The organism is Vibrio anguillarum, assembly GCF_001989995.2.
In the GTDB taxonomy this organism is placed as follows: domain Bacteria; phylum Pseudomonadota; class Gammaproteobacteria; order Enterobacterales; family Vibrionaceae; genus Vibrio; species Vibrio anguillarum.
The window spans coordinates 13,572-35,112 of the sequence record NZ_JAHGUP010000017.1; the positions used below are offsets into that span (position 1 = coordinate 13,572).

General features: G+C 44.5%; 18 protein-coding genes and 1 pseudogene. 14 read left to right on the top strand and 5 right to left on the bottom strand.

Annotated features, from left to right (window positions below):
* Positions 1-318: 318 nt before the first annotated feature.
* The 5 genes from potA to PL85_RS03565 all read left to right on the top strand — a co-directional run bounded on the left by potA (position 319) and on the right by PL85_RS03565 (position 5,370).
* The gene (gene potA / locus PL85_RS03545; RefSeq protein WP_010320264.1) at positions 319-1,455 is read left to right on the top strand and encodes a spermidine/putrescine ABC transporter ATP-binding protein PotA; all 1,137 of its coding nucleotides are present in this window, start codon (positions 319-321) and stop codon (positions 1,453-1,455) included.
* The gene (gene potB, locus PL85_RS03550; RefSeq protein ID WP_174223851.1) at positions 1,439-2,296 is read left to right on the top strand and encodes a spermidine/putrescine ABC transporter permease PotB; all 858 of its coding nucleotides are present in this window, start codon (positions 1,439-1,441) and stop codon (positions 2,294-2,296) included. Before potA ends, potB begins: the two co-directional genes overlap by 17 nt.
* Positions 2,296-3,066: a spermidine/putrescine ABC transporter permease PotC gene (potC, locus tag PL85_RS03555; RefSeq protein WP_013856883.1), complete on the top strand. Its 771-nt coding sequence runs from the start codon at positions 2,296-2,298 to the stop codon at positions 3,064-3,066. Before potB ends, potC begins: the two co-directional genes overlap by 1 nt.
* Positions 3,067-3,172: 106 nt before the next feature.
* Positions 3,173-4,207 (top strand): extracellular solute-binding protein, encoded by a 1,035-nt coding sequence (locus PL85_RS03560; protein ID WP_026027330.1) that lies wholly within the window; start codon positions 3,173-3,175, stop codon positions 4,205-4,207.
* 125 nt (positions 4,208-4,332) lie between these two features.
* The gene (locus tag PL85_RS03565; protein WP_013856881.1) at positions 4,333-5,370 is read left to right on the top strand and encodes an extracellular solute-binding protein; all 1,038 of its coding nucleotides are present in this window, start codon (positions 4,333-4,335) and stop codon (positions 5,368-5,370) included.
* 31 nt (positions 5,371-5,401) lie between these two features.
* Here the strand turns inward: PL85_RS03565 and cobB are convergent, their stop codons facing one another.
* The 3 genes from cobB to PL85_RS03580 all read right to left on the bottom strand — a co-directional run bounded on the left by cobB (position 5,402) and on the right by PL85_RS03580 (position 9,465).
* Positions 5,402-6,139 carry a Sir2 family NAD+-dependent deacetylase gene (cobB, locus tag PL85_RS03570; protein ID WP_064625196.1) on the bottom strand — a complete coding sequence of 246 codons (738 nt, stop codon included), beginning with the start codon at positions 6,137-6,139 and terminating at the stop codon, positions 5,402-5,404.
* 169 nt (positions 6,140-6,308) lie between these two features.
* Positions 6,309-7,529, bottom strand: coding sequence for an ammonium transporter (locus PL85_RS03575; RefSeq protein WP_115339786.1), 1,221 nt, complete (start codon positions 7,527-7,529; stop codon positions 6,309-6,311).
* A 346-nt stretch (positions 7,530-7,875) separates the two neighbouring features.
* Positions 7,876-9,465, bottom strand: coding sequence for an ABC-F family ATPase (locus PL85_RS03580; protein WP_017042874.1), 1,590 nt, complete (start codon positions 9,463-9,465; stop codon positions 7,876-7,878).
* A 236-nt stretch (positions 9,466-9,701) separates the two neighbouring features.
* Here PL85_RS03580 and PL85_RS03585 point away from each other — a divergent pair, with 236 nt between their 5' ends.
* From PL85_RS03585 to PL85_RS03625, 9 genes and pseudogenes are all read left to right on the top strand, one after another.
* Positions 9,702-10,337, top strand: a complete 636-nt coding sequence (locus tag PL85_RS03585; RefSeq protein ID WP_013856877.1) for a response regulator — start codon at positions 9,702-9,704, stop codon at positions 10,335-10,337.
* Positions 10,338-10,345: 8 nt separating this feature from the next.
* Entirely contained in the window at positions 10,346-11,965 is a 1,620-nt protein-coding gene (locus tag PL85_RS03590) for an MASE1 domain-containing sensor histidine kinase (RefSeq protein ID WP_115339787.1), read from the top strand.
* Positions 11,966-12,052: 87 nt separating this feature from the next.
* A complete protein-coding gene (uhpC, locus tag PL85_RS03595; protein WP_115339788.1) occupies positions 12,053-13,384 on the top strand; it encodes an MFS transporter family glucose-6-phosphate receptor UhpC in 1,332 nt (443 codons plus the stop codon).
* A gap of 124 nt (positions 13,385-13,508) precedes the next feature.
* Positions 13,509-14,543, top strand: a complete 1,035-nt coding sequence (locus tag PL85_RS03600; protein ID WP_013856874.1) for an ABC transporter substrate-binding protein — start codon at positions 13,509-13,511, stop codon at positions 14,541-14,543.
* A 109-nt stretch (positions 14,544-14,652) separates the two neighbouring features.
* A complete protein-coding gene (locus tag PL85_RS03605; protein WP_029388220.1) occupies positions 14,653-16,749 on the top strand; it encodes an ABC transporter permease in 2,097 nt (698 codons plus the stop codon).
* Positions 16,750-16,766: 17 nt separating this feature from the next.
* A complete protein-coding gene (gene fbpC, locus PL85_RS03610) occupies positions 16,767-17,822 on the top strand; it encodes a ferric ABC transporter ATP-binding protein (protein ID WP_017044718.1) in 1,056 nt (351 codons plus the stop codon).
* A gap of 268 nt (positions 17,823-18,090) precedes the next feature.
* On the top strand, positions 18,091-18,678 hold the full coding sequence (gene mobA, locus PL85_RS03615) for a molybdenum cofactor guanylyltransferase MobA (RefSeq protein ID WP_174223834.1): 588 nt from the start codon (positions 18,091-18,093) through the stop codon (positions 18,676-18,678).
* A pseudogene (mobB, locus tag PL85_RS03620) lies at positions 18,675-19,187 on the top strand (molybdopterin-guanine dinucleotide biosynthesis protein B); the annotation flags it as partial. The gene mobA and the pseudogene mobB, both read left to right, overlap by 4 nt.
* A 198-nt stretch (positions 19,188-19,385) precedes the next feature.
* Positions 19,386-19,661: a DUF2960 domain-containing protein gene (locus PL85_RS03625; RefSeq protein ID WP_026027239.1), complete on the top strand. Its 276-nt coding sequence runs from the start codon at positions 19,386-19,388 to the stop codon at positions 19,659-19,661.
* A 79-nt stretch (positions 19,662-19,740) separates the two neighbouring features.
* Here PL85_RS03625 and nagK read toward each other — a convergent pair whose 3' ends face one another.
* Together nagK and PL85_RS03635 are read right to left on the bottom strand one after the other, a co-directional pair.
* The gene (nagK, locus tag PL85_RS03630) at positions 19,741-20,652 is read right to left on the bottom strand and encodes an N-acetylglucosamine kinase (protein ID WP_115339790.1); all 912 of its coding nucleotides are present in this window, start codon (positions 20,650-20,652) and stop codon (positions 19,741-19,743) included.
* A gap of 156 nt (positions 20,653-20,808) precedes the next feature.
* Positions 20,809-21,540, bottom strand: coding sequence for a tRNA-uridine aminocarboxypropyltransferase (locus PL85_RS03635; protein WP_017042509.1), 732 nt, complete (start codon positions 21,538-21,540; stop codon positions 20,809-20,811).
* Position 21,541: the final 1 nt, after the last annotated feature.

The window sequence follows — 21,541 nt, forward strand, 5'->3', positions numbered from 1 at the left end:
GTCCTAGGCAACGGAAAAGCAAGTTGCCTGTATTTGGGTCACAAAGTTATTGTCATTATACTGCAATACACTCTAGTCCAAAATCAGAAGCCTAAACTGATCTTGCATTATTATGTGTTTGGTTGATAATTAACCACTTGAAAGCATTGAACAGTTAGTTAGTTAGTTCTGTATGGTAATCAATCTTTACTGCTACCTACAAAACTTTTTCTGTATCAATATAAGAAAACGCTTTGAATTCACTCTTTTGGTGATTATGATGCGCGCCTCAATTGTGTATAGCGACAGGTCGTAAGATAGGCATCCCTATAGACCAAGGTGGGAGAAAAACAGACGTTGAACGTAAAAAAATCAGTAGGAAAACCAGTAGTTCGTCTTTCTGGTATCAGTAAAAGTTTCGATGGTAAGGAAATCATTGGCAACCTAAACCTTGATGTTAATCATGGCGAATTCTTAACGATACTTGGTCCTTCTGGCTGTGGTAAAACAACAGTACTAAGAATGATTGCAGGTTTTGAAACCGCAGATCAAGGTTCAATTACTCTTGATAATCAAGATGTTACAAAAGTTCCTGCTGAACAGAGACACGTTAACACCGTCTTTCAAAGCTATGCACTTTTCCCACATATGACAGTATTTGAAAATGTCGCGTTTGGTTTGCGTATGCAAAAAGTGCCAACGGCGGACATTGAACCCCGTGTGATGGAAGCACTGCGGATGGTACGTCTCGACGCGATGGCCCAGCGTAAACCAAGTCAACTTTCTGGTGGTCAACAACAACGTATCGCGATCGCGCGTGCCGTTGTTAATAAACCTAAGGTTCTGTTGCTAGACGAATCTTTATCCGCGCTTGACTATAAACTTCGTAAGCAGATGCAAATGGAGCTTAAGCAGCTTCAACGTCAGCTTGGGATCACCTTTATCTTCGTTACACACGATCAAGAAGAAGCTTTATCAATGTCGGATCGCATTATTGTTATGCGTGAAGGGAAAATTGAGCAAGATGGCTCTCCACGTGAAATTTACGAAGACCCTAAAAACCTATTTGTTGCCCGCTTCATCGGTGAGATCAACGTATTTAATGCTGAAACGATCGAACGAATTGACGATAAGCGTATTCGTGCACATATCGAAGGTGTTGAAGCGGTGGTTTACCACGATCAAAATGTACAACCCGGACACAAACTACAAGTTTTGCTGCGTCCTGAAGATCTTCGCATCGAAGAGATTAAAGAGTCAGAAGAAAAAGGCATTGTTGGACACGTGACAGAACGTACCTACAAAGGCATGACTCTAGAATCTGTAGTCGAATTGGAAGAATCAGGCATGCGCGTGACGGTTAGCGAATTCTTTAACGAAGATGATCCTGATGTGGACCATTCTCTCGGTCAGAAAGTCGCTATCACTTGGGTTGAAAGCTGGGAGGTAGTACTCGATGATGAGCAAGAAGCTTAATCTTCAAAATGCTATTATCACATTGATTGTTGGGTGGTTAGTGCTGTTTGTGCTAATCCCTAACGTTATGATCATTGGTACTAGCTTTTTGACTCGCGATGAAGCCAACTTAATTGAAATGACCTTCACGCTTGATAACTATACACGCTTATTGGATCCACTTTACGCCAAAGTGCTCATGCACTCTTTCTATATGGCAATTGTGGCTACCCTTCTCTGCTTGGTTATTGGTTATCCATTTGCTTACATTGTCGCAAAAATGCCACAAAAATGGCGTCCAATTATGCTGTTTTTGGTGATTGTTCCTTTTTGGACGAACTCTCTTATCCGTACCTACGGATTAAAAATAGTGCTGGGTACGCAAGGCATCCTAAACCAAGCTTTAATGGCTTTAGACATCATAGACAAACCACTGCGTATTATGTACACCGAGACAGCGGTAATGATTGGCTTGGTTTACATCTTGCTGCCTTTTATGATTCTTCCGCTCTATGCTGCTATTGAAAAATTGGACGATACCTACATTGAAGCCGCGCGAGATCTAGGGGCAAATAAGCTTCAAACTTTGCTGAAGGTAGTATTGCCATTGACCATGCCGGGTATCATCGGGGGCTGCTTGTTGGTGTTACTGCCAGCATTAGGTATGTTCTATATTGCTGACTTACTCGGTGGCGCGAAAAACCTGCTGATTGGTAACGTGATTAAGAGCCAAGTATTGAATGCTCGTGATTGGCCATTTGGCGCCGCGACCAGCATTGCCTTGACTCTGGCGATGGCTGTAATGCTTTATGCATACTATCGTGCTGGTAAGTTATTGAATAAGAAAGTGGAGCTAGACTAATGGGCAAAACAGTTAGATTTAGCTTTATGAGTTTAGTGTATGTATTTCTATACCTACCGATCATAGTGCTGATTGTAAATTCATTTAATGACAACAAATTTGGTATTAAATGGGGCGGTTTCACTACTAAGTGGTACCACGCGCTAGTTGCAAACGACAGCTTAGTTCAGGCCGCATGGCACTCGCTGAATGTAGCGGTTTTTTCAGCCACAGCAGCGACGCTGATTGGCAGTTTAACTGCTGTAGCTCTTTTTCGTTATCAATTTAAAGGTAAACGTGCAGTTAATGGTATGTTGTTTGTTGTGATGATGTCCCCAGATATTGTCATGGCAATTTCGCTACTTGCGCTATTCTTAGTGTTAGGTGCTCAGCTAGGTTTTCTTACTTTGTTGATTGCACACATTACATTCTGCTTACCTTTCGTTGTTGTGACTGTTTACAGTCGCCTCAACGGATTTGATGTAAAGATGCTCGAAGCTGCCAAAGATCTCGGTGCTGGCGAATGGGTGATTTTGACCAAAATCATTTTGCCATTAGCGAAACCGGCAGTTGCGGCTGGTTGGTTGCTGAGTTTCACACTGTCATTAGATGATGTGATCATTAGCTCGTTTGTAACCGGCCCTACTTACGAGATTTTACCATTGAAGATTTATTCTATGGTTAAAGTTGGCATTTCCCCAGAAGTTAACGCTCTGGCGACCGTGATGTTAGTTGTCTCATTGGCTCTAGTAATCACATCACAGTTGTTAGCAAGGGAAAAAGTGAAGTAGAATCGACATCTTGTAATACATTACGCGAAACAGAATGACAAATCGTCATTCTGTTTTTCTATCTAACGCCTAAAAATAGGCAACGTTTGGTTTGGAGCTAACGTCAATGAAAAAATGGGCTACTCTATTAGCTGGTAGTGCATGTGCGCTTTCTTTGTTCTCTGGAGCAGTAACAGCGGATGAAAACAAGGAACTAGTATTCATGAACTGGGGGCCGTACATTAACAGTGGTCTTCTAGAGCAGTTTACGAAAGAGACCGGCATCAAGGTCATTTATTCAACTTATGAATCGAATGAAACCCTGTATGCAAAGCTAAAAACTCACAACCAAGGTTATGATCTTGTTGTTCCATCCACCTACTTCGTTTCTAAAATGCGCGATGAAGGTATGTTACAAAAGATTGATAAGTCCAAATTAAGCAACTTTAAAAACCTTGATAACAACTATTTGAATAAACCTTACGATCCAAATAATGATTATTCAATTCCACACGTGGTTGCTATCACTGGGCTTGCGGTTAATACCGATATGTATGATCCCAATGATTTCCAAAGCTGGGGTGACCTATGGAACCCAGAGTTGAAAGGCCAGCTAATGTTGATGGATGATACTCGTGAGGTATTCCACATTGCCCTTCGTAAGTTAGGTTACTCAGGTAACACTACGGATGAAAAGCAAATTGATGAGGCCTACGCTGAGCTGCAAAAACTAATGCCTAATGTATTGGTATTTAACTCAGATAACCCTGCCGCTCCTTACCTCTCTGGTGAAGTTGGCTTAGGTATGCTGTGGAATGGCTCTGCAGCAGCTGCGCAAAAAGAAGGCTTGCCAATTAAGCTTGTTTTCCCTAAAGAAGGCGGTATCGGTTGGGTTGACAACTTTGCTATCAGTTCTGGTGCCAAAAACGTAGAAGCCGCACATATGATGATCGACTTCTTGCTACGTCCAGAAATTGCAGAACAAATTTCTCGCGACACGGGTTATTTAACTGGCGTGAAAGCGTCTAATGAGAAATTTAAAGACAGCCCTGCTCTTTTCCCATCTCAAGATGATTTAGATCGTGTTGAATGGCAATCTGCCGTTGGTGAAAAAACTGTGCAGTATGAAGATTACTTTATGAAGTTAAAAGCGGGTCAATAATTCCGCAAAAAGTATGAAATAGGCAGCACTAGCTGCCTATTTTCGTTAAAACTGGTATACTTTGCACTTTCGTATCACGCACCCTTGCCTAGTTAAGCTTTGGCACCGACTAAAATGGAAACGTAATGAAAAGCACACTGTATGCTGGCGCTATTTGCGCAGCAACTCTATTCACTACGCCTGCAATGGCTGCAGATCAAGAGCTTTATTTTTACAACTGGTCTGAATATATCCCCCACGACGTTCTCGAAGATTTCACCAAAGAGACAGGAATTAAAGTCATTTACTCAACCTATGAGTCTAATGAAAGCATGTATGCCAAGTTAAAGACTCAAGGTTCCGGCTACGATCTTGTCGTGCCATCCACCTACTTTGTTTCTAAAATGCGTAAAGAAGGCATGTTGCAGGAGATTGACCACGCTAAGCTTTCTCATTTTGCTGATCTGGATTCTAACTATCTCAATAAATCGTTCGACCCAAACAACAAATTTTCTATCCCTTATATCTGGGGCGCAACGGGGATTGGTATTAATACCGATATGCTTGATAAATCACTGATCAAAAACTGGGGCGACTTATGGGATGCCAAATGGGAAGGTCAGTTGATGATGATGGACGATGCTCGTGAAGTGTTCCATATTGCACTGAGTAAGCTTGGTTACTCACCTAATACGACGGATCCTGACGAAATTAAAGCGGCCTATGAAGAGCTTAAAAAACTGATTCCAAACGTGTTAGTGTTCAACTCCGACTTTCCGGCAAACCCTTTTTTAGCGGGTGAAGTTTCTTTAGGTATGTTATGGAATGGCTCGGCGTATATGGCCCGCCAAGAAGGCGCTTCAATTGACATTATTTGGCCAGAAAAAGGCGCGATTTTCTGGATGGACAGCATATCCATTCCGGCCGGGGCCAAAAACGTTGATGCGGCTCATAAGATGATTGATTTCTTATTGCGCCCTGAGAATGCAGCAAAAATCGCATTAGAAATTGGCTACCCAACTCCCGTTAAAACAGCCTATTCACTGTTACCCAAATCTTTCGCCAATGATCCTAATATCTTCCCTCCACAATCTGTGATGGACAGCGGGTTTTGGCAAGATGAGGTGGGAGAAGCGAATGTGTTGTACGACGAATACTTCCAGAAGCTCAAAGTAAATAATTGATCATATTCAATGTTTAGATAACACGCCTACTCTAGGCGTGTTTCTTTTTTGGCATTTCTAACCCTAATATCTCTTCCACTAACCGCGGAACTTCAATACTGGCTTTACCGTAGCGTTTCTCCTCAAACTCACTTTCAACGGCACTCGGTTCTAAGTTGATCTCAATGGTGTGCGCGCCATGCATTCTGGCATCATGAACAAAGCCTGCAGCAGGATAAACAACGCCCGATGTACCGATAGAGATAAAAAGATCAGCCGTCTCGAGTGCTGAATAAATATCGCCCATGCGTAGTGGCATTTCGCCAAACCAAACAATATGAGGTCGCATTTGAGCTGGAATTTGACAGCAATGACAAAGCTCTCCGCTCATAATGTCGTCTTTATGCTCTATTACTTGGTTAGAAACGCTGCAGCGTGCTTTAAGCAGCTCACCGTGCATATGAATCACCTGTTTGCTACCACCCCGCTCATGAAGGTTATCAATATTCTGCGTAATAATCGTTACGTTTCCCTCTAGCTCTTGCTCTAATTTACCAAGCGCGATGTGGGCGGCATTAGGTTGTATTGATTCAGATTGGAGTTTTCGACGACGCTGATTATAGAAATCCTGTACGAGATCGGGATCACGTGCGAAACCTTCAGGGGTCGCGACATCCTCTATTTTATGGTTTTCCCATAACCCATCTTGAGCACGAAATGTTTTGATGCCTGATTCCGCTGAAATGCCTGCCCCCGTGAGGATCACGATATTCTTGTAAGGGAAATTCATACTATGTCCTTATTGCACGCTTTTTTGCTAGCTTAGCACCGATGCAATAACAACAGTAGTTTTGAGGGTTAGACCATAGTATAAAATAGCCATTGATTGCTTATTTTCTGTGACATAAACCGAGCTACGAAATAGACCGAAGTACCCCGCGACTTCGGTCTATATGTAATCAATCTTCGTTAATGGCGGAGATTTTATGGATAGCCAAATCCGCGCCGTTAAATTCGTCTTCTTCAGATAAACGCAATCCAGTCAATACATTGAGAGAGCCATAAACGATTGCAGCGCCTAATACTGCCACTGAAATACCCAATGAGGTTCCTAGTAGTTGAACGGCGAGGCTGACACCACCTAGGCCGCCGAGTGATGATTGGCCAAAAATCCCAGCGGCAATCCCGCCCCATGCACCACAAACACCATGTAATGGCCATACACCTAATACATCGTCTATTCTCGTTCGGTTTTGCAGTTGAGTGAACAACCAAACAAATAAAGCACCCGCAACTACTCCCGTCACTAAGGCACCCAGTGGGTGCATCAAGTCCGATCCTGCACACACCGCGACTAATCCCGCTAGAGGACCATTGTGGATAAAGCCAGGGTCATTTTTTCCGACAATTAACGCTGCTAAAATACCACCAGTCATGGCCATTAAAGAGTTCATCGCGACTAATCCACTAATTCCATTTAATGTTTGCGCTGACATGACGTTAAAACCAAACCAGCCCACACAAAGGATCCACGCGCCCAGTGCTAGGAACGGAATGTTGGATGGAGCAAAGTTGGTGTGCTTTCCTGCACGTACTCTTCCCTTACGCATTCCTAGAAACATGACAGCGGTGAGTGCAATCCATCCTCCGACCGCATGCACGACCACCGAACCAGCGAAATCGTGAAAAGCAGCACCGAATTGAGCTTCAAACCAGCTTTGCACGCCATAATTGCCATTCCAAATCATTCCCTCAAACAGCGGATAAACAAACCCAACTGTGAAAAAAGTAGCAATGAGAATGGGGTAAAACCGAGCGCGCTCGGCAATGCCTCCAGAAACGATAGCAGGAATAGCGGCGGCAAACGTCAATAGAAAAAAGAACTTAACTAGATGATAGCCGTTCCCTTGGGCAAGGGTTTGTGCATCAGCAAAGAAATGAGCGCCGTAGGCTATCCAATAACCGATAAAAAAATAGGCGATCGTAGAAATACCGAAATCGGCGAGAATTTTTACCAGCGCGTTCACTTGGTTCTTTTTACGCACTGTCCCCACCTCAAGAAAGGCAAATCCGGCGTGCATTAAAAACACCATGATTGCACCGAGCAGCAAAAATAGCGTATCAGAACTTTGAGTCAGGGCTTGTACGGTACCTTGAACCTGACTTACGGTTTGAGTCATCTTAGTGATTCTCCATTGAAATGTTGTGCACCAATCCTGTGCTACTTGATTATTTTCTCACCAATATAGTGAGTTATTGGTATTGAACAGCCTTAAAGCAAAATACATTCCAAAATAAACAAATGAATCAATAACTTTTCAATATCAAATAATTTATTGAAATAGAGTGAATTATATAAATATCAAGGGAGTTGTTGCATGATGGAAGAATAAACGCATTCATAAAAAGCGCACCAAATTGGAACGTGCGCTCCATTTTAATGCACTCTATTTTTTGGCTCGTTCCAGATTGCAGGCATTAAAAAGGCCTCCCGCAGGAAGCCTTTTCTTAAGAGTAAACTGTGGATTAGTTTACGCCACGAGATTTCAAGAATTCAGCATAAGTGCCTTTGAAATCGGTCAGTTTGTTATCACGGATTTCAATGATGCGCGTTGCCAGTGAGTCCACAAATACGCGGTCGTGAGATACGAAGAACAGAGTCCCTTTGTAGTTCTCCAAAGCCGTGTTGAGTGATTCGATCGATTCCATGTCCATGTGGTTGGTTGGCTCATCCATCAACAGCATGTTTGGCTTATGCATCATTAGTTTACCAAGCAACATACGACCTTGTTCACCACCAGAGATGACCTTAACGGATTTCTTGATGTCATCTTGGCCAAACAACATGCGCCCTAAGAAGCTGCGGATCACTTGCTCGTCATCCCCTTCTTGACGCCATTGGCTCATCCAGTCAAACAGGTTCATATCTTCGGCAAAATCGTGCGCGTGATCTTGAGCGTAGTAACCAATGTTCGCGTTTTCAGACCATTTATAGCTGCCGCTACGAGGCTCAAGTACACCCGCTAAGGTGTTAAGCAGTGTCGTTTTACCGACGCCGTTTTCACCAATGATCGCTACGCGTTCGCCCACTTCAAAAATGGCGTTGAAGTTACTGAACAGATCGTTTTCAAAACCTTGGCTAAGGTTTTCAACTTCTAACGCGTTACGGAACAACTCTTTCGATTGTTCAAAACGAATGAAAGGGTTTTGGCGGCTAGACGCTTTAACTTCGTCCAATTGGATCTTGTCAATCTGCTTAGCTCGTGACGTCGCTTGCTTCGCTTTAGATGCGTTCGCAGAAAAGCGTGCAACGAAAGTTTGCAGTTCAGCAATCTGTGCTTTCTTCTTGGCATTATCAGAGAGCAGACGAGCACGCGCTTGCGATGCCGCTGTCATGTACTCGTCATAGTTACCCGCGTAAAGACGTAGTTCACCATAATCCAAGTCAGCCATATGTGTACATACGCTGTTTAAGAAGTGACGGTCGTGCGAGATGATGATCATGGTGCAGTTACGTTGGTTTAGCGTATCTTCTAGCCAGCGAATGGTATCCATATCCAAGTTGTTGGTTGGTTCGTCAAGCAGCATGATGTGTGGTTCAGCAAACAAAACTTGCGCCAATAGCACACGCAGTTTCCAACCTGGTGCCACTTCGCTCATCAAACCAAAGTGCTGTTCAAGAGGAATGCCCACTGCAAGCAACAATTCACCGGCTTTAGACTCGGCCATGTAGCCGTCCATTTCCGCGAATTCAGTTTCGAGATCCGCAACCTTCATGCCATCTTCTTCGGTCATTTCAGGCAGAGAATAGATACGGTCACGTTCTTGTTTAACTTTCCACAACTCTTTGTGGCCCATGATTACCGTGTCGATAACCGTGAACTCTTCGTAAGCGAATTGATCCTGATTCAGTTTCGCCACGCGTTCGTTAGGATCATAGCTAACGTTACCACTCGAAGGTTCAAGCTCTCCGCTTAGAATCTTCATAAATGTTGACTTACCACAACCGTTAGCGCCAATCAGGCCATAGCGATTACCTTCGCCAAACTTAACGGAAATGTTTTCAAACAGAGGCTTTGCGCCAAATTGTTGAGTGATATTCGCGGTGGAGATCAAAACCAGTACCTTAATAAATGTGAATTGTATAAAAAACTGCGCAACGTTACTTGTTCAAGGCTCGAACTGCAAGCGATGTTTTTGTTTCACTGCCCTCGTAGTGCGAGTAACTCGCTCATTTAATGCCTACCTGCCACTGATCATAAGTTTCGAGAGAGCAATCACATCCCCTGCGCTGGTTTTTGATACTTATTGATACATCTGCGACTATCACTGCAAACCTATAGGATACCCGTATGATTTCAGTTGCTTTGGTGGATGACCACCTCATGGTTCGCTCTGGTTTTGCACAACTGTTATCGGTTGAACCAGACATTCATGTCCACAGTGAGTATGGTAGCGCGCGCGAAGCATTTCGTGCGCTGGTGAACGCTTCTATCGATGTGGCAGTTATCGACATTTCAATGCCCGACGAAAGTGGGCTTGTGTTGTTAGAGAAACTGCGCCGCGCTCAGCCGGACTTTAAAGCCATCATTCTCTCTATTTATGATTCAGCGTCCTTTGTCAGTAAAGCGTTAGAAGCTGGCGCTTGTGGTTATTTATCAAAACGTTGTGGGCCTGGAGAGTTAGTGAGCGCCATTCGTACCGTGGCTAATGGTGATCGCTATTTGTGTGCCGATGCCTTAATTAACCTAAGCAATGCTTCAGGTACGCCATCTGTCCTTGAAGGGTTAACTAAACGCGAAAGAGAGGTGTTTGATCACCTGATTTTAGGCAAAGACGTCAAAGAGATTGGTTACGATTTATCAATTAGCCACAAAACGATTCACGTGCATCGGGCAAATATTTTAAGCAAACTGGGGCTTACCAACAATGTGGATCTCATCCGCTTTGCTATTACTCACCAACTGTTGGTTAACGAGACGTTATAGAAGCGACTATGCATTTTCATCATCGATTTTCTGAAGCTTTACCTCGGTTGTCTCTCTCCTCTGGCTTTAGCTATGCATTTGCATGTGTTTTGTATTCAATTGGTTGGTTTTGTTTATGGAACATCAGCCGCTATTTAACTCCTGATTTATTGCTGGCTGGTCTGTTTTTGCCCACAGGCTTAAAGCTGGCTACACTCGCTCTTGCACCGCGTCGTTTTTGGCTTGGGATCACTTTATGCGAAATGGCTATAGTGGTGTCACTTGGGCATGTGTTGGCTATCGCTGCTCATGAATATCTATTACTGCTGTTTGCATTGATCGCTTATTGGCTGGCGATTGCCTTTCAATCTCTCTGGACATCACTGCACGTTTATTGGAAAAAACTATTGGCGCTTACCGGGTTGACGGTCGTTTACGGCATCTTATGTGGAAGCTCGGTTTTGCTGTTGGTCAAACCGCTCAACCTCGAACTGCATTACGTGGCACAAGCGACCGTTTCAGCTCTGACCGGCGGTATACTGCTCACTCCGTTCTTATTTCTCCTGTACGATTATCTACATCAGCAGATCTGGAGACCACTGTCACCCGATCTTATTCATCAGGACGTAACACTTCGCCCCTCTGCGTTGCTATGGTGTTTGCTTTTTTTTAGTGGCGGATTGATCGCGGAGTTAACCTTGCTAGAGCAGCTCAAACCGATCGCCCTGCTCATTTTCCTGCTTCCCAATATTTTTATGGCTTATAAATACGGTTGGCAAGGCGGCGTATTGGCTAGTCTAATGAACAGTATTTTGCTTGCTACGGCACGGCAAATGACAGGTTCATTTGAATCCGATATTGAACTCCAAAGTTTTATAGCGACGCAGGCTTTTGTTGGTTTAGGGCTTGGTATTGCGATTAGCCGTCAATATTTCTTGGCGCAACGCTTAGCTAAAATTAACCAAAAGCTAGCAATCGAACTCGCGAACAAACAGCAACTGGCTCGGCAATTAGTCAAGGTTGAAGAGCAAATCCGAAAATCAGTTGCACGCGAACTGCATGATGAAATTGGCCAAAATATCACCGCGATACAGATCCAATCCATGCTCGCTAGTCGCTTAGCACAAAATGAAAAACAAACCAACATCGCTGAGACGATCAACACGCTCGCGCTACGAATTCACTCATCGACACGTCAATTATTAACCGAGCTTCGCCCTCATGCGCTTGATGAATTGGGGCTTGAGAGCGCAATTCGGCAGCTTGCAAGTGAAATGAAATTTGCGGAACGACACGTCGATTTTCGTCTGAATTTCGGAATTTTTGCAGAGCGTTTAGATGACATTACGGCCGTTACACTGTATCGAATTATTCAAGAGCTGCTTAATAACGTGTGCAAACATGCACAAGCATCAGCCGTGCAATTAAGCCTTGTTCCCGGTGACATGTTCAGTGTCGAGCTGCGTGATAATGGCATTGGTTTAGCTTCCAATTGGCGCAGCAAAGGCCAAGGCTTACTCGGCATCGAAGAACGCGTCAGCGCACTGGGTGGCACATTTTTAATTGAATCGCAGCGTAGCCAAATACCACTTGGGACGCGCATAACTGTTAACTTGCCCACAAAACCGCTCACAATATCAACAAACTAGGAAAATTTCCTAGTCACTTATAACTTTGTCTCATTCATTTGGTGAATCACTCCGATACCATCTCTTAGCACTAGGGAGAAACATAGCATGCTGGGTTTTCTGATTTCAAAACCGACATCAGCACCTATAGAACCACAGGACATTGATGCAACTTATCGTTACTGGCGCTTGCATTTAATGTTATCGATGTACGTCGGCTATGGGGTGTTTTATTTCACACGCAAAAGTCTCAATTTTGCCATGCCTGCGATGCTCACTGATCTCGGGCTTGAACATTCCGATGTGGGTCTGCTTGGTACGCTCTTTTACATGACCTACGGTTTGTCAAAGTTTGTTTCTGGCATGGTCAGCGACCAATCAAAACCGAGTTACTTCATGGGTTTGGGGCTGGTTGCAACGGGTGTGATTAATGTGCTGTTTGGTTTGAGCTCTTCCCTAGCCGCATTTACCGTGCTTTGGACATTGAACGCTTTTTTCCAAGGTTGGGGATGGCCGCCGTGCGCTAAATTGCTCACCACCTGGTATTCCCGATCTGAACGTGGGTTTTGGTGGTCTATCTGGAACACTTGCCACAATTTAAGTGGCGCGCTCATTCCGATCAGCATTGGTTTTATCGCTGTGACTTTTGGTTGGCGGTACGGATTTATTGCACCGGGTTGCTTGGCGATCATCGTTGGTTTAGTGCTCTGCTTTCGCATGCAAGATAAGCCCATAACGTTAGGGTTACCCCCAGTGGGTGAGTGGCGTAACGATGAATTAGAAAAGCGCCATGAGTCTGAGGGTAAAGGTCTTCCATTTCGCCAAATTTTAAGTCGTTACGTTCTAGGGAATAAGTACGTTTGGCTGTTATGTAGCTCCTATCTACTGGTGTATGTGGTGCGTATCGCGCTAAATGATTGGGGTAATTTATACCTCACTGAACGACATGGTTATGAGCTTTTTTCGGCCAACGCTGCCGTATCGATGTTTGAAGTCGGAGGATTTTTAGGATCGCTATTTGGTGGTTGGGGCTCGGACAAATTTTTTAAAGGCAATCGAGCGCCGATGAACTTGATTTTTGCGCTAGGTATTTTCATTTCAGTGGCCGCGTTATGGCTAACACCGATTGACAACTTTGTGGTGTTGTCGGGCTGCTTCTTTTCCATCGGATTTTTTATTTTTGGTCCGCAAATGATGATAGGAATGGCCGCCGCTGAATGTTCGCACAAGGATGCGGCTGGAACCGCGACCGGTTTTGTCGGCTTATTTGGCTATCTTGGTGCAGCGTTAGCCAGTTACCCATTGGCTGTCATTATTGAACAATTTAGTTGGGAAGGATTTTTCAGTGTCATTACCCTCTCAGCCGCACTGATTGGATTACTGATTTTGCCCTTTTTAAAAGCGCAACAGCGTGCAGGGAATGCCGTCACTATATCATAACCTTTCCTCACGTTGTTCTGATTTCGCTGTGTCATGCAGCAAAAACGAAATCACAGGAATGTGATGAAACTTAACGCTGCCCTACGTCTACGTTAAGTAATGAAAATAACAAGAGGAAACAGACATGAAAGATAGATTACCTCGCAGTGTACTTGCTACCTGCATTCTCGGTGCTTCGCTTGCCGCGCCTCAAGCATTTGCTGAAGGCCGACTCGTGGTTTATTGCAGTGCCACTAACGCCATGTGCGAGACAGCGACTAAAGCATTTTCTGATAAATATGACGTAAAAACCTCTTTTGTTCGCAATGGCTCTGGCAGCACGCTGGCCAAAATCGAAGCAGAGAAGAAGAACCCACGCGCGGATGTTTGGTATGGCGGCACGTTGGATCCTCAATCACAGGCGGGTGAAATGGATCTCTTACACGCTTACCAATCCCCGCAGCTTGAATTCATTATGGATGGATTTAAAGATCCAGCGAAACGCAAAGGGAACTACTCTTCGGCCGTTTATATGGGTATTTTAGGTTTTGGGGTGAATACTCAACGTTTGGCTGAAAAAGGATTACCGATCCCGCGCTGCTGGAATGATTTAACCAAACCTGAATACAAAGGAGAGATTCAAATCTCTGACCCACAAAGTTCGGGGACTGCCTATACCGCATTAGCCACCTTCATTCAACTTTGGGATGAAGATAAAGCCTTTGATTATTTCAAAGCACTCGACAAAAACGTCTCTCAATACACCAAATCAGGTGTTACCCCTTCACGTAACTCAGCGCGTGGTGAAATTGCGATTGGTATTGGTTTTTTGCATGACTACTCACTCGAACAATCGAAAGGAGCACCGCTGGAGCTGATTTCGCCTTGTGAAGGTACAGGTTATGAAATTGGTGGTGTGAGCATTATCAAAGGGTCGCGTAACCTTGATAACGCGAAACGGTTTGTTGACTGGGTCATGTCAAAAGAAGGACAAGAGCTGGCATGGAAAGAAGGTCAATCTTTCCAAATTTTAACTAACACTCAAGCGGAACAATCCCCCAACGCCCTCGACCCTAAAAAGTTAACCTTGATCGATTATGACATGGATACCTATGGATCCTCTGATGAACGTAAGCGATTGATTAATAAGTGGGTTAATGTTGTAAAAATGGGCGAATAGCCAACGCATTCCCTTGTCTTAGCCTCGATGGGCAGTGCCTACTGCCCTTTTTATAAAGCCAATACCAGGCTTATCACCGTGTGGCTACAAATAACTTTGGTACAGAAAAATGAATGAATTTACAGCAGGCACTGCACCACATCGGCCGCTAAAAACCTCGCATAGGGACCCGATTTTTTATTGGATCCTGACGTTATTGTGTGCGTTTGTGCTGTTGCCCTCTTTTGCACTTGATTACGGAGTGTTTGATTCAACATCGCAAGAGTTTTATGCCGCTATGGGTTGGAGCCGTGCCAATATTTCTTGGTTATGGTTTGCGCTTCCGGGTGTACTTCTCATTCGCCCTTGCTATGCAGGTAATAAGTACGCCAAACACCGTCACTATTTTGATATCGGTTATTCAGCGGCATGCATGTTTTTCGTGTTGGTCAGCTCTTGGTATACCCAGCAAGGTTTAGGTTATTCAACCATTGCACTATTTATTGCCTTAAGTGCTGTCATGACATTGGCATTGGCTCGTCTTGAGTTTTTGGGCGGTGACAGCTTCGTGATTGGTGCTCTGATCTCGATTGTTCTCTTGATCACGATTTTTATTATCTTTCCGAGTATCGCCATCTTTGTACCGATGTTCCAAGATGAAATGGGGAACTTTGTTGCGTGGCAATTCATTGAAATTTTGAGCCGAGCGCAGATCATACAAATTGTTTGGAACTCCGTACTGCTTGGCGTATCTGTGGGTATAGGTGCCACTTTCTTTGGTTTGATCTTTGCTATCTATACCACACGCATTGCCACTCGCTCCGCTTTCATTGCGCGAATTTTTTCTATTCTTCCCATTGTGACTCCCCCTTTTGTCGTTGGGCTTGGGGTGACTTTAATGCTTGGGCGCTCCGGTTATATCACCGAACTCATGGTGGATTGGTTTGGGTTACAACAGACAAACTGGCTGTATGGTTTTACAGGCATTTGGATGGCACAAGTGCTTGCCTTTGCTCCTATGTCATTCATGATTTTAGATGGCGCGATGAAATCCCTACATCCATCATTGGAAGAGGCGTCCTACACGCTGCGTGCTAATCGTTATCAAACTTTTTTTAAAATTGTCATGCCATTGCTCAAGCCTGCTTTGGCCAACAGTTTCTTAATCATCTTTGTCCAATCACTGGCCGACTTCAGTAACCCGCTTGTACTTGGGGGCAGTTTCGATGTGTTAGCCACTCAGATTTACTTCTACATCGCAGGAGCTCAATTAGATTACGCTTCCGCCAGCACACTTGGGGCCGTCTTGTTGCTATTTTCGTTGGCGATCTTTGTTGTCCAATATCTGTGGATAGGAAAGCGTTCATACGTCACCATTTCCGGCAAATCATATCGTGGCGATGTGCAAGCGCTGCCTACCTTACTTAAACATACGGTTTCGGCACTGCTCTATTTTTGGATGGCATTTAACATCTTGCTTTATGGCAGCATCATCTTCGGCAGCTTCACCGTGAACTGGGGTGTGGATTACAGCTTAACGCTTAAAAACTATATTCATCTGTTTGGCATGGGAATGAGTGAAGGTGCTTGGCCATCACTCATCACGACGATGATTTATGCCGGCGTTGCAGCGCCATTGACCGCCTTCTTTGGTCTGTTGATTGCGTATATCGTTGTCCGTCAGCAATTTTACGGTAAGAAAGTGATTGAGTTTGCAACCATGCTTTGCTTCGCCGTTCCGGGCACGGTTGCGGGGGTATCTTACATTCTTGCATTTAATGATGCGCCTATTTACCTCACCGGTACCGCGGCCATTGTTGTGATTTCCATGGTGATGCGTAACGTGCCAGTAGGCATTCGCGCAGGTATTGCAGGGCTAGGCCAGCTTGATAAATCGCTCGATGAAGCGTCACTCAGTTTGCGGGCTAACTCCTTTAAAACCATTACTCATATTCTGTTACCGTTATTACGACCAGCAATTCTCTCAACACTGATTTACAGCTTTGTTCGAGCAATGACGACCGTCAGCGCCATTATTTTCTTGGTGACACCAGAAACACGGGTGGCAACGTCTTACATCCTGAATCGTGTAGAAGATGGTGAGTATGGCGTTGCGATCGCATATGGCTCGATTTTGATTGTTGTGATGTTGGCTATTATTTTAATTTTTGATTTTATCGTTGGCGAGGCACGTGTTTCTCGTTCTAAAGCCAATAACCAAGAATAACCATTGGAGATATCACCATGGAAAATGAAAACTTTGTTGTTTTAAAGAATGTCTGCAAGCGTTTTGGCGATAAAACCGTCATTGGTAATTTGGATTTAGAAATCAAAAAAGGCAGCCTTGTAACACTGCTCGGCCCTTCAGGATGTGGAAAAACAACCGTGCTGCGTTTGGTCGCAGGGCTTGAAAAACCAACCAGTGGCCAAATTTTTATTGATGGTGAAGATGTCACGAGCACCTCCATCCAGCAACGTGACATCTGCATGGTGTTTCAATCTTACGCTCTGTTTCCTCACCTTTCTTTACATGACAACGTAGGTTATGGCCTAAGAATGATTGGCTTGAGTAAAGATGAAGTGAAACAGCGAGTGGATGAAGCCTTGAAATTGGTTGATTTAGAAGGCTTTGGGGAACGTTACGTTGACCAAATTTCAGGAGGTCAGCAACAGCGAGTAGCGCTCGCTCGCGCGTTGGTGCTTAAGCCTAAGGTATTGCTATTCGATGAGCCGCTCAGTAACTTGGACGCCAATTTAAGACGCAGCATGCGTGAAACTATTCGAGAGTTGCAGCAGCGTTTTAATATCACCTCTTTGTATGTGACGCACGATCAGGCGGAGGCCTTTGCCGTTTCTGATACTGTGATTGTGATGAAAGATGGCGACATCATGCAGCAAGGGTCACCAACTCAACTGTATAAGCACCCAACCTCAATGTTTATGGCCAACTTCATGGGCGAAGCCAATATTTTTGAGGGTCAATATGATGGTGAATATTTGATCATCAATGGCTATAAGATCCCCGCTAATGATGACAGTGTCACGGCTTTGCCTGCGGGAAATTATCAAATTGGTGTTCGACCAGAAGCTATTTTGCTCTGCGCGGACGGTGATGCCTGCCAACAGTGTCAAATTACCAGTATTGCTTACATGGGGTCGATGTATGAAGTGTTGGTTAAATGGCACAACAAAGAGCTGTTACTGCAACTCAACTCGTCACAGTTTGACCCCAGTTACGCTGATCACCCTTACCTGACGATCAACCCCGTGGGGTTATTCCTACTACCTGAAGATGCTTAATACTGCCTAGCTTGACCAACCGCCTCCAAACTAATGGAGGCGTTTGTGTCTTAGTGAGAGCAATGAACAACTTAACGAGAGCAATGAAAAAGATCCACCCGCACAAGTGAGATTGGTTATAATCATCAGCCAGTTAGCACCAAGGCATGAGTTGCGTTATCATCCTTACCTTGGTTTGTCGCCACTAAAAATGGGCGAGTGATGCTCAATCAATGAGTTTAACTTGTCTGTACGGCGCTCTTCTCATCGCACAATTAAGAGACATTTCATGTTACTTCCCACACAAACAAGTTGGGTTATTTTAGCGGGTGGGCAAGCCAGCCGTATGGGTGGACAAGACAAAGGGCTGATTGAACTCAATGGCCAACCTTTGATTCAACATGTCATGAATAAGCTTAAGCCGCAATCTACTAGCCTGACGATTAACGCTAATCGTAACCATGCACAGTATCGTCAGTTTGCGCCTGTCATTTCCGATACTATGGCTGATTACCCTGGGCCACTCGCTGGAATTCAGGCAGGGTTAGCCCATGCACAAACCGATTGGGTAGGATTTGTCCCTTGCGATTGCCCGTTGATCAATGACGATCTTGTTGCGCGTTTTTGCCATGCAGCTCAAGACTCGCATGATATTTTAGTCGCCCATGATGGTCACTTCGCTCAACCCGTATTCACCCTTATTCACCGACGTGTGCAGCCAACACTGACTGCATTTTTAGAACGTGGCGAGAGAAAAATCACCCGTTTTTATCAAGAATGCCACACAGATTACGTTGACTTTAGCGACTCGCCAAACTGCTTTTTGAACCTCAACACGCCTCAAGATCTGGCACAATTTGGAACTTTGACATCATGAAATATCAAGCGCCTTCATGCCCTTTGCTTGGCTTTGCGGCCTACTCTGGCACAGGAAAAACGACCCTGCTTGAAGCCTTATTGCCCAAGTTAAGGGCAGCAGGCCTAACATTAGGCGTACTTAAGCACGCGCACCACGATTTTGATATTGATAAACCAGGTAAAGATAGCCATCGGCTGCGTAAAGCGGGGGCAAGCCAGATGTTAGTTGCATCGCGCTATCGTCATGCCATGATGACTGAGACGCCAGAAGCCGAACCCGATTTCGAATATCTTTTGTCTCGCTTTGATTGCGATAAACTCGACGTAATTTTAGTTGAAGGGTGTAAAAACCTCACCTTTCCAAAAATTGAATTGCACCGTGCTGAAGTAGGTAAACCTTGGCTATATCCAAATGATGAAAATATCATCGCTATCGCCGCGGATGAAGTTGTGAAAAGTGCTTTACCACAGATGAACATCAATGATCTCGATGCAATAGCGGCGTTTGTGATTGAATATGTACAGCGTTGTAAATGAAATATCCTGCGCTATTTCGGTGGTGAAAGCGTGACAATTATCCCACTTAAAGGCAAAATCTAGCTCATTACATGTTGGTTAGTCATGTTTCAGCGCTGCCAACGCCCCCATTTTCAATTGGTTGATAGTAAGCGATCAGCCTTTGTTTATTTTCCCGAAATTGGGAATGACGATTTTAGAGAGATGATCATGGCTCGCACCATTTTGTACACTTACAAAAATGAAGATAAAACGCTGACTTTTTCTTACGAAAAGCATCACAACATTCAAGAAGCAGTAGCCGAAGCAGAAGGTATTGATATTACTGATTTTTTAAAAATGGAACAGCAGCTGGAAATGATTTCTGACGCAAAAGCGGTACGCAATTACCGCGATAACCACTTTAAAAAGTTAGGTTTTAGCAAGCTAACACTGCAACAAAAAGAAAACGTAGGTGTGGGTAAAAAAGGCGCTAACACCAAATAAACAGAACTTAGGTTAAAGAGTTAACTTTTGACTGATATAAAAAAGGGCCCGTTTGATTATAGGCCCTTTTTGTTTGATTTTATGATTTGATATTAAGGAAAGCCGCACCACGTACGCCGCCTGAATCACCATGTTTTGCTTTGATGATCTTCGGACATTTCGCGACAGAAAGCAGGTATTTCGGTACGCGTTTAGGCATCTCTTGGTAGATCAATTCAAAGTTTGATAAACCGCCACCGAGTGCAACAACGTGTGGGTCATTGGCTGTGAAAATGTTGGCAAAACAGATGGCAAGTAGTTCCATAAAGCGCTCAACATGCTCAACGGCTTTCGCTTCACCTGCTTCATTGGCGTGAATGATATCAATCGCTTTTTTGTGCTCGCCATAATAGTGCTCGTACAATAGCTCAAAACCGCGGCCAGAGAGATAACTGTCTAAGCATCCTTTCTTGCCACAACCACAGCCGAGCATCGGCGCGTTATCGCCAAGATGTAACCATGCATCAAGAGGCAGACGCATATGACCAAACTCCCCCGCGACGTGGTTACGGCCAGAGAACACTTTCCCTTCATAGATAAGGCCGCCACCAAAACCTGTGCCGAGAATTAGGCCTATAACCGAAGGCTCATTTTTCAGCTCATCGTCCCATGCTTCAGAAAGCGCAAAGCAGTTTGCATCGTTTTCAATCTTCACGCTGCGGCCAATTTTTGCTTCTAAATCAGCGCGTAACGGCTTGCCTTTTGCAGCAGGAACGTTGACGGTTAATACCGTAGCATCATCAGCATCTTCCATACCCGGTAGGCCAAGGCCTATTTTGCCTTCCACACCCAATTGCGCGTCATATTTACTCACCAACTGCGCAATGGTTTCAACTAGCAGATTGTAGTCGTTTGTTGGGGTAGGAACGCGCTCCGTTGCTACGCGTTCTAACTTCTCATTAAACGCACCAAACTCAATTTTAGTGCCACCGACATCAAAGCCGTAGTACATGCAATCTCTCCTAAAATTTGCTCATCAATGAGCTAAAAATAAAACTTTGGGCATTATCCACAGAGCTCAGCCTACAATCCGTGACCGAGTACCAATTTATCTGGTCTATAGGTTCGATTGAACAATTACTCATCACCGAATCGATCAACTTTAGAGTCACGTCTCGCTTTGCTGCTGGTCGATGAAACGTTTCAAGACTGGCCTGCTCAAATCATGCTTTAGGCGGGTTTTGCTCAGCAAGTAACTTTCTCGAAACACTTCAAACCATTGGCTTAATAGCAGAGAGGCTTGATGCTCACCCACTTCAGCCAATACCAACGACGCCACTTCAGCCGTTGATAGATGCTGCTCATTATCAGATTTACGCATCATATATTGCGATACGCTTTTAGGTGCGATAGACATCACCGGAAGCGCATCCAAATAAGGTGATTTACGAAACATTCGTCTTGCCTCGCGCCAGCTTCCATCAAGCAATATCAACAGTGGTTTGCGTTTATCGTGCGCGCTGGGAGGGCTTTGCATTACTCGAGGCTTTTCATCCACATACTCTTCGGGAAAAATGACGACTGGTTGATAGGCGGGGTTATTCAACAGTGCTAGCATTTCCGCGTGAGGTTCGGTGCGGTTCCACTGATAAACGTAAGTTTCTTTAATCACATCGGCAATTAGTCGACCAGTATTACTGGGTTTAAATACTTCATTTTCAGAAACCAGCAGTAATACTGCGATATCCGTATCCATATCCGGTTGATGACCACATAAGCAGTATTGCGTGGCGACCTGACAATAGGCGCAACGTTCAACTTTCGCACCACGAGCTTGAAAAGGTTTGGTCGATAACGCTAAGCGATGTTGGAACAAATGGTTAAATGCGTGGATTCTCATA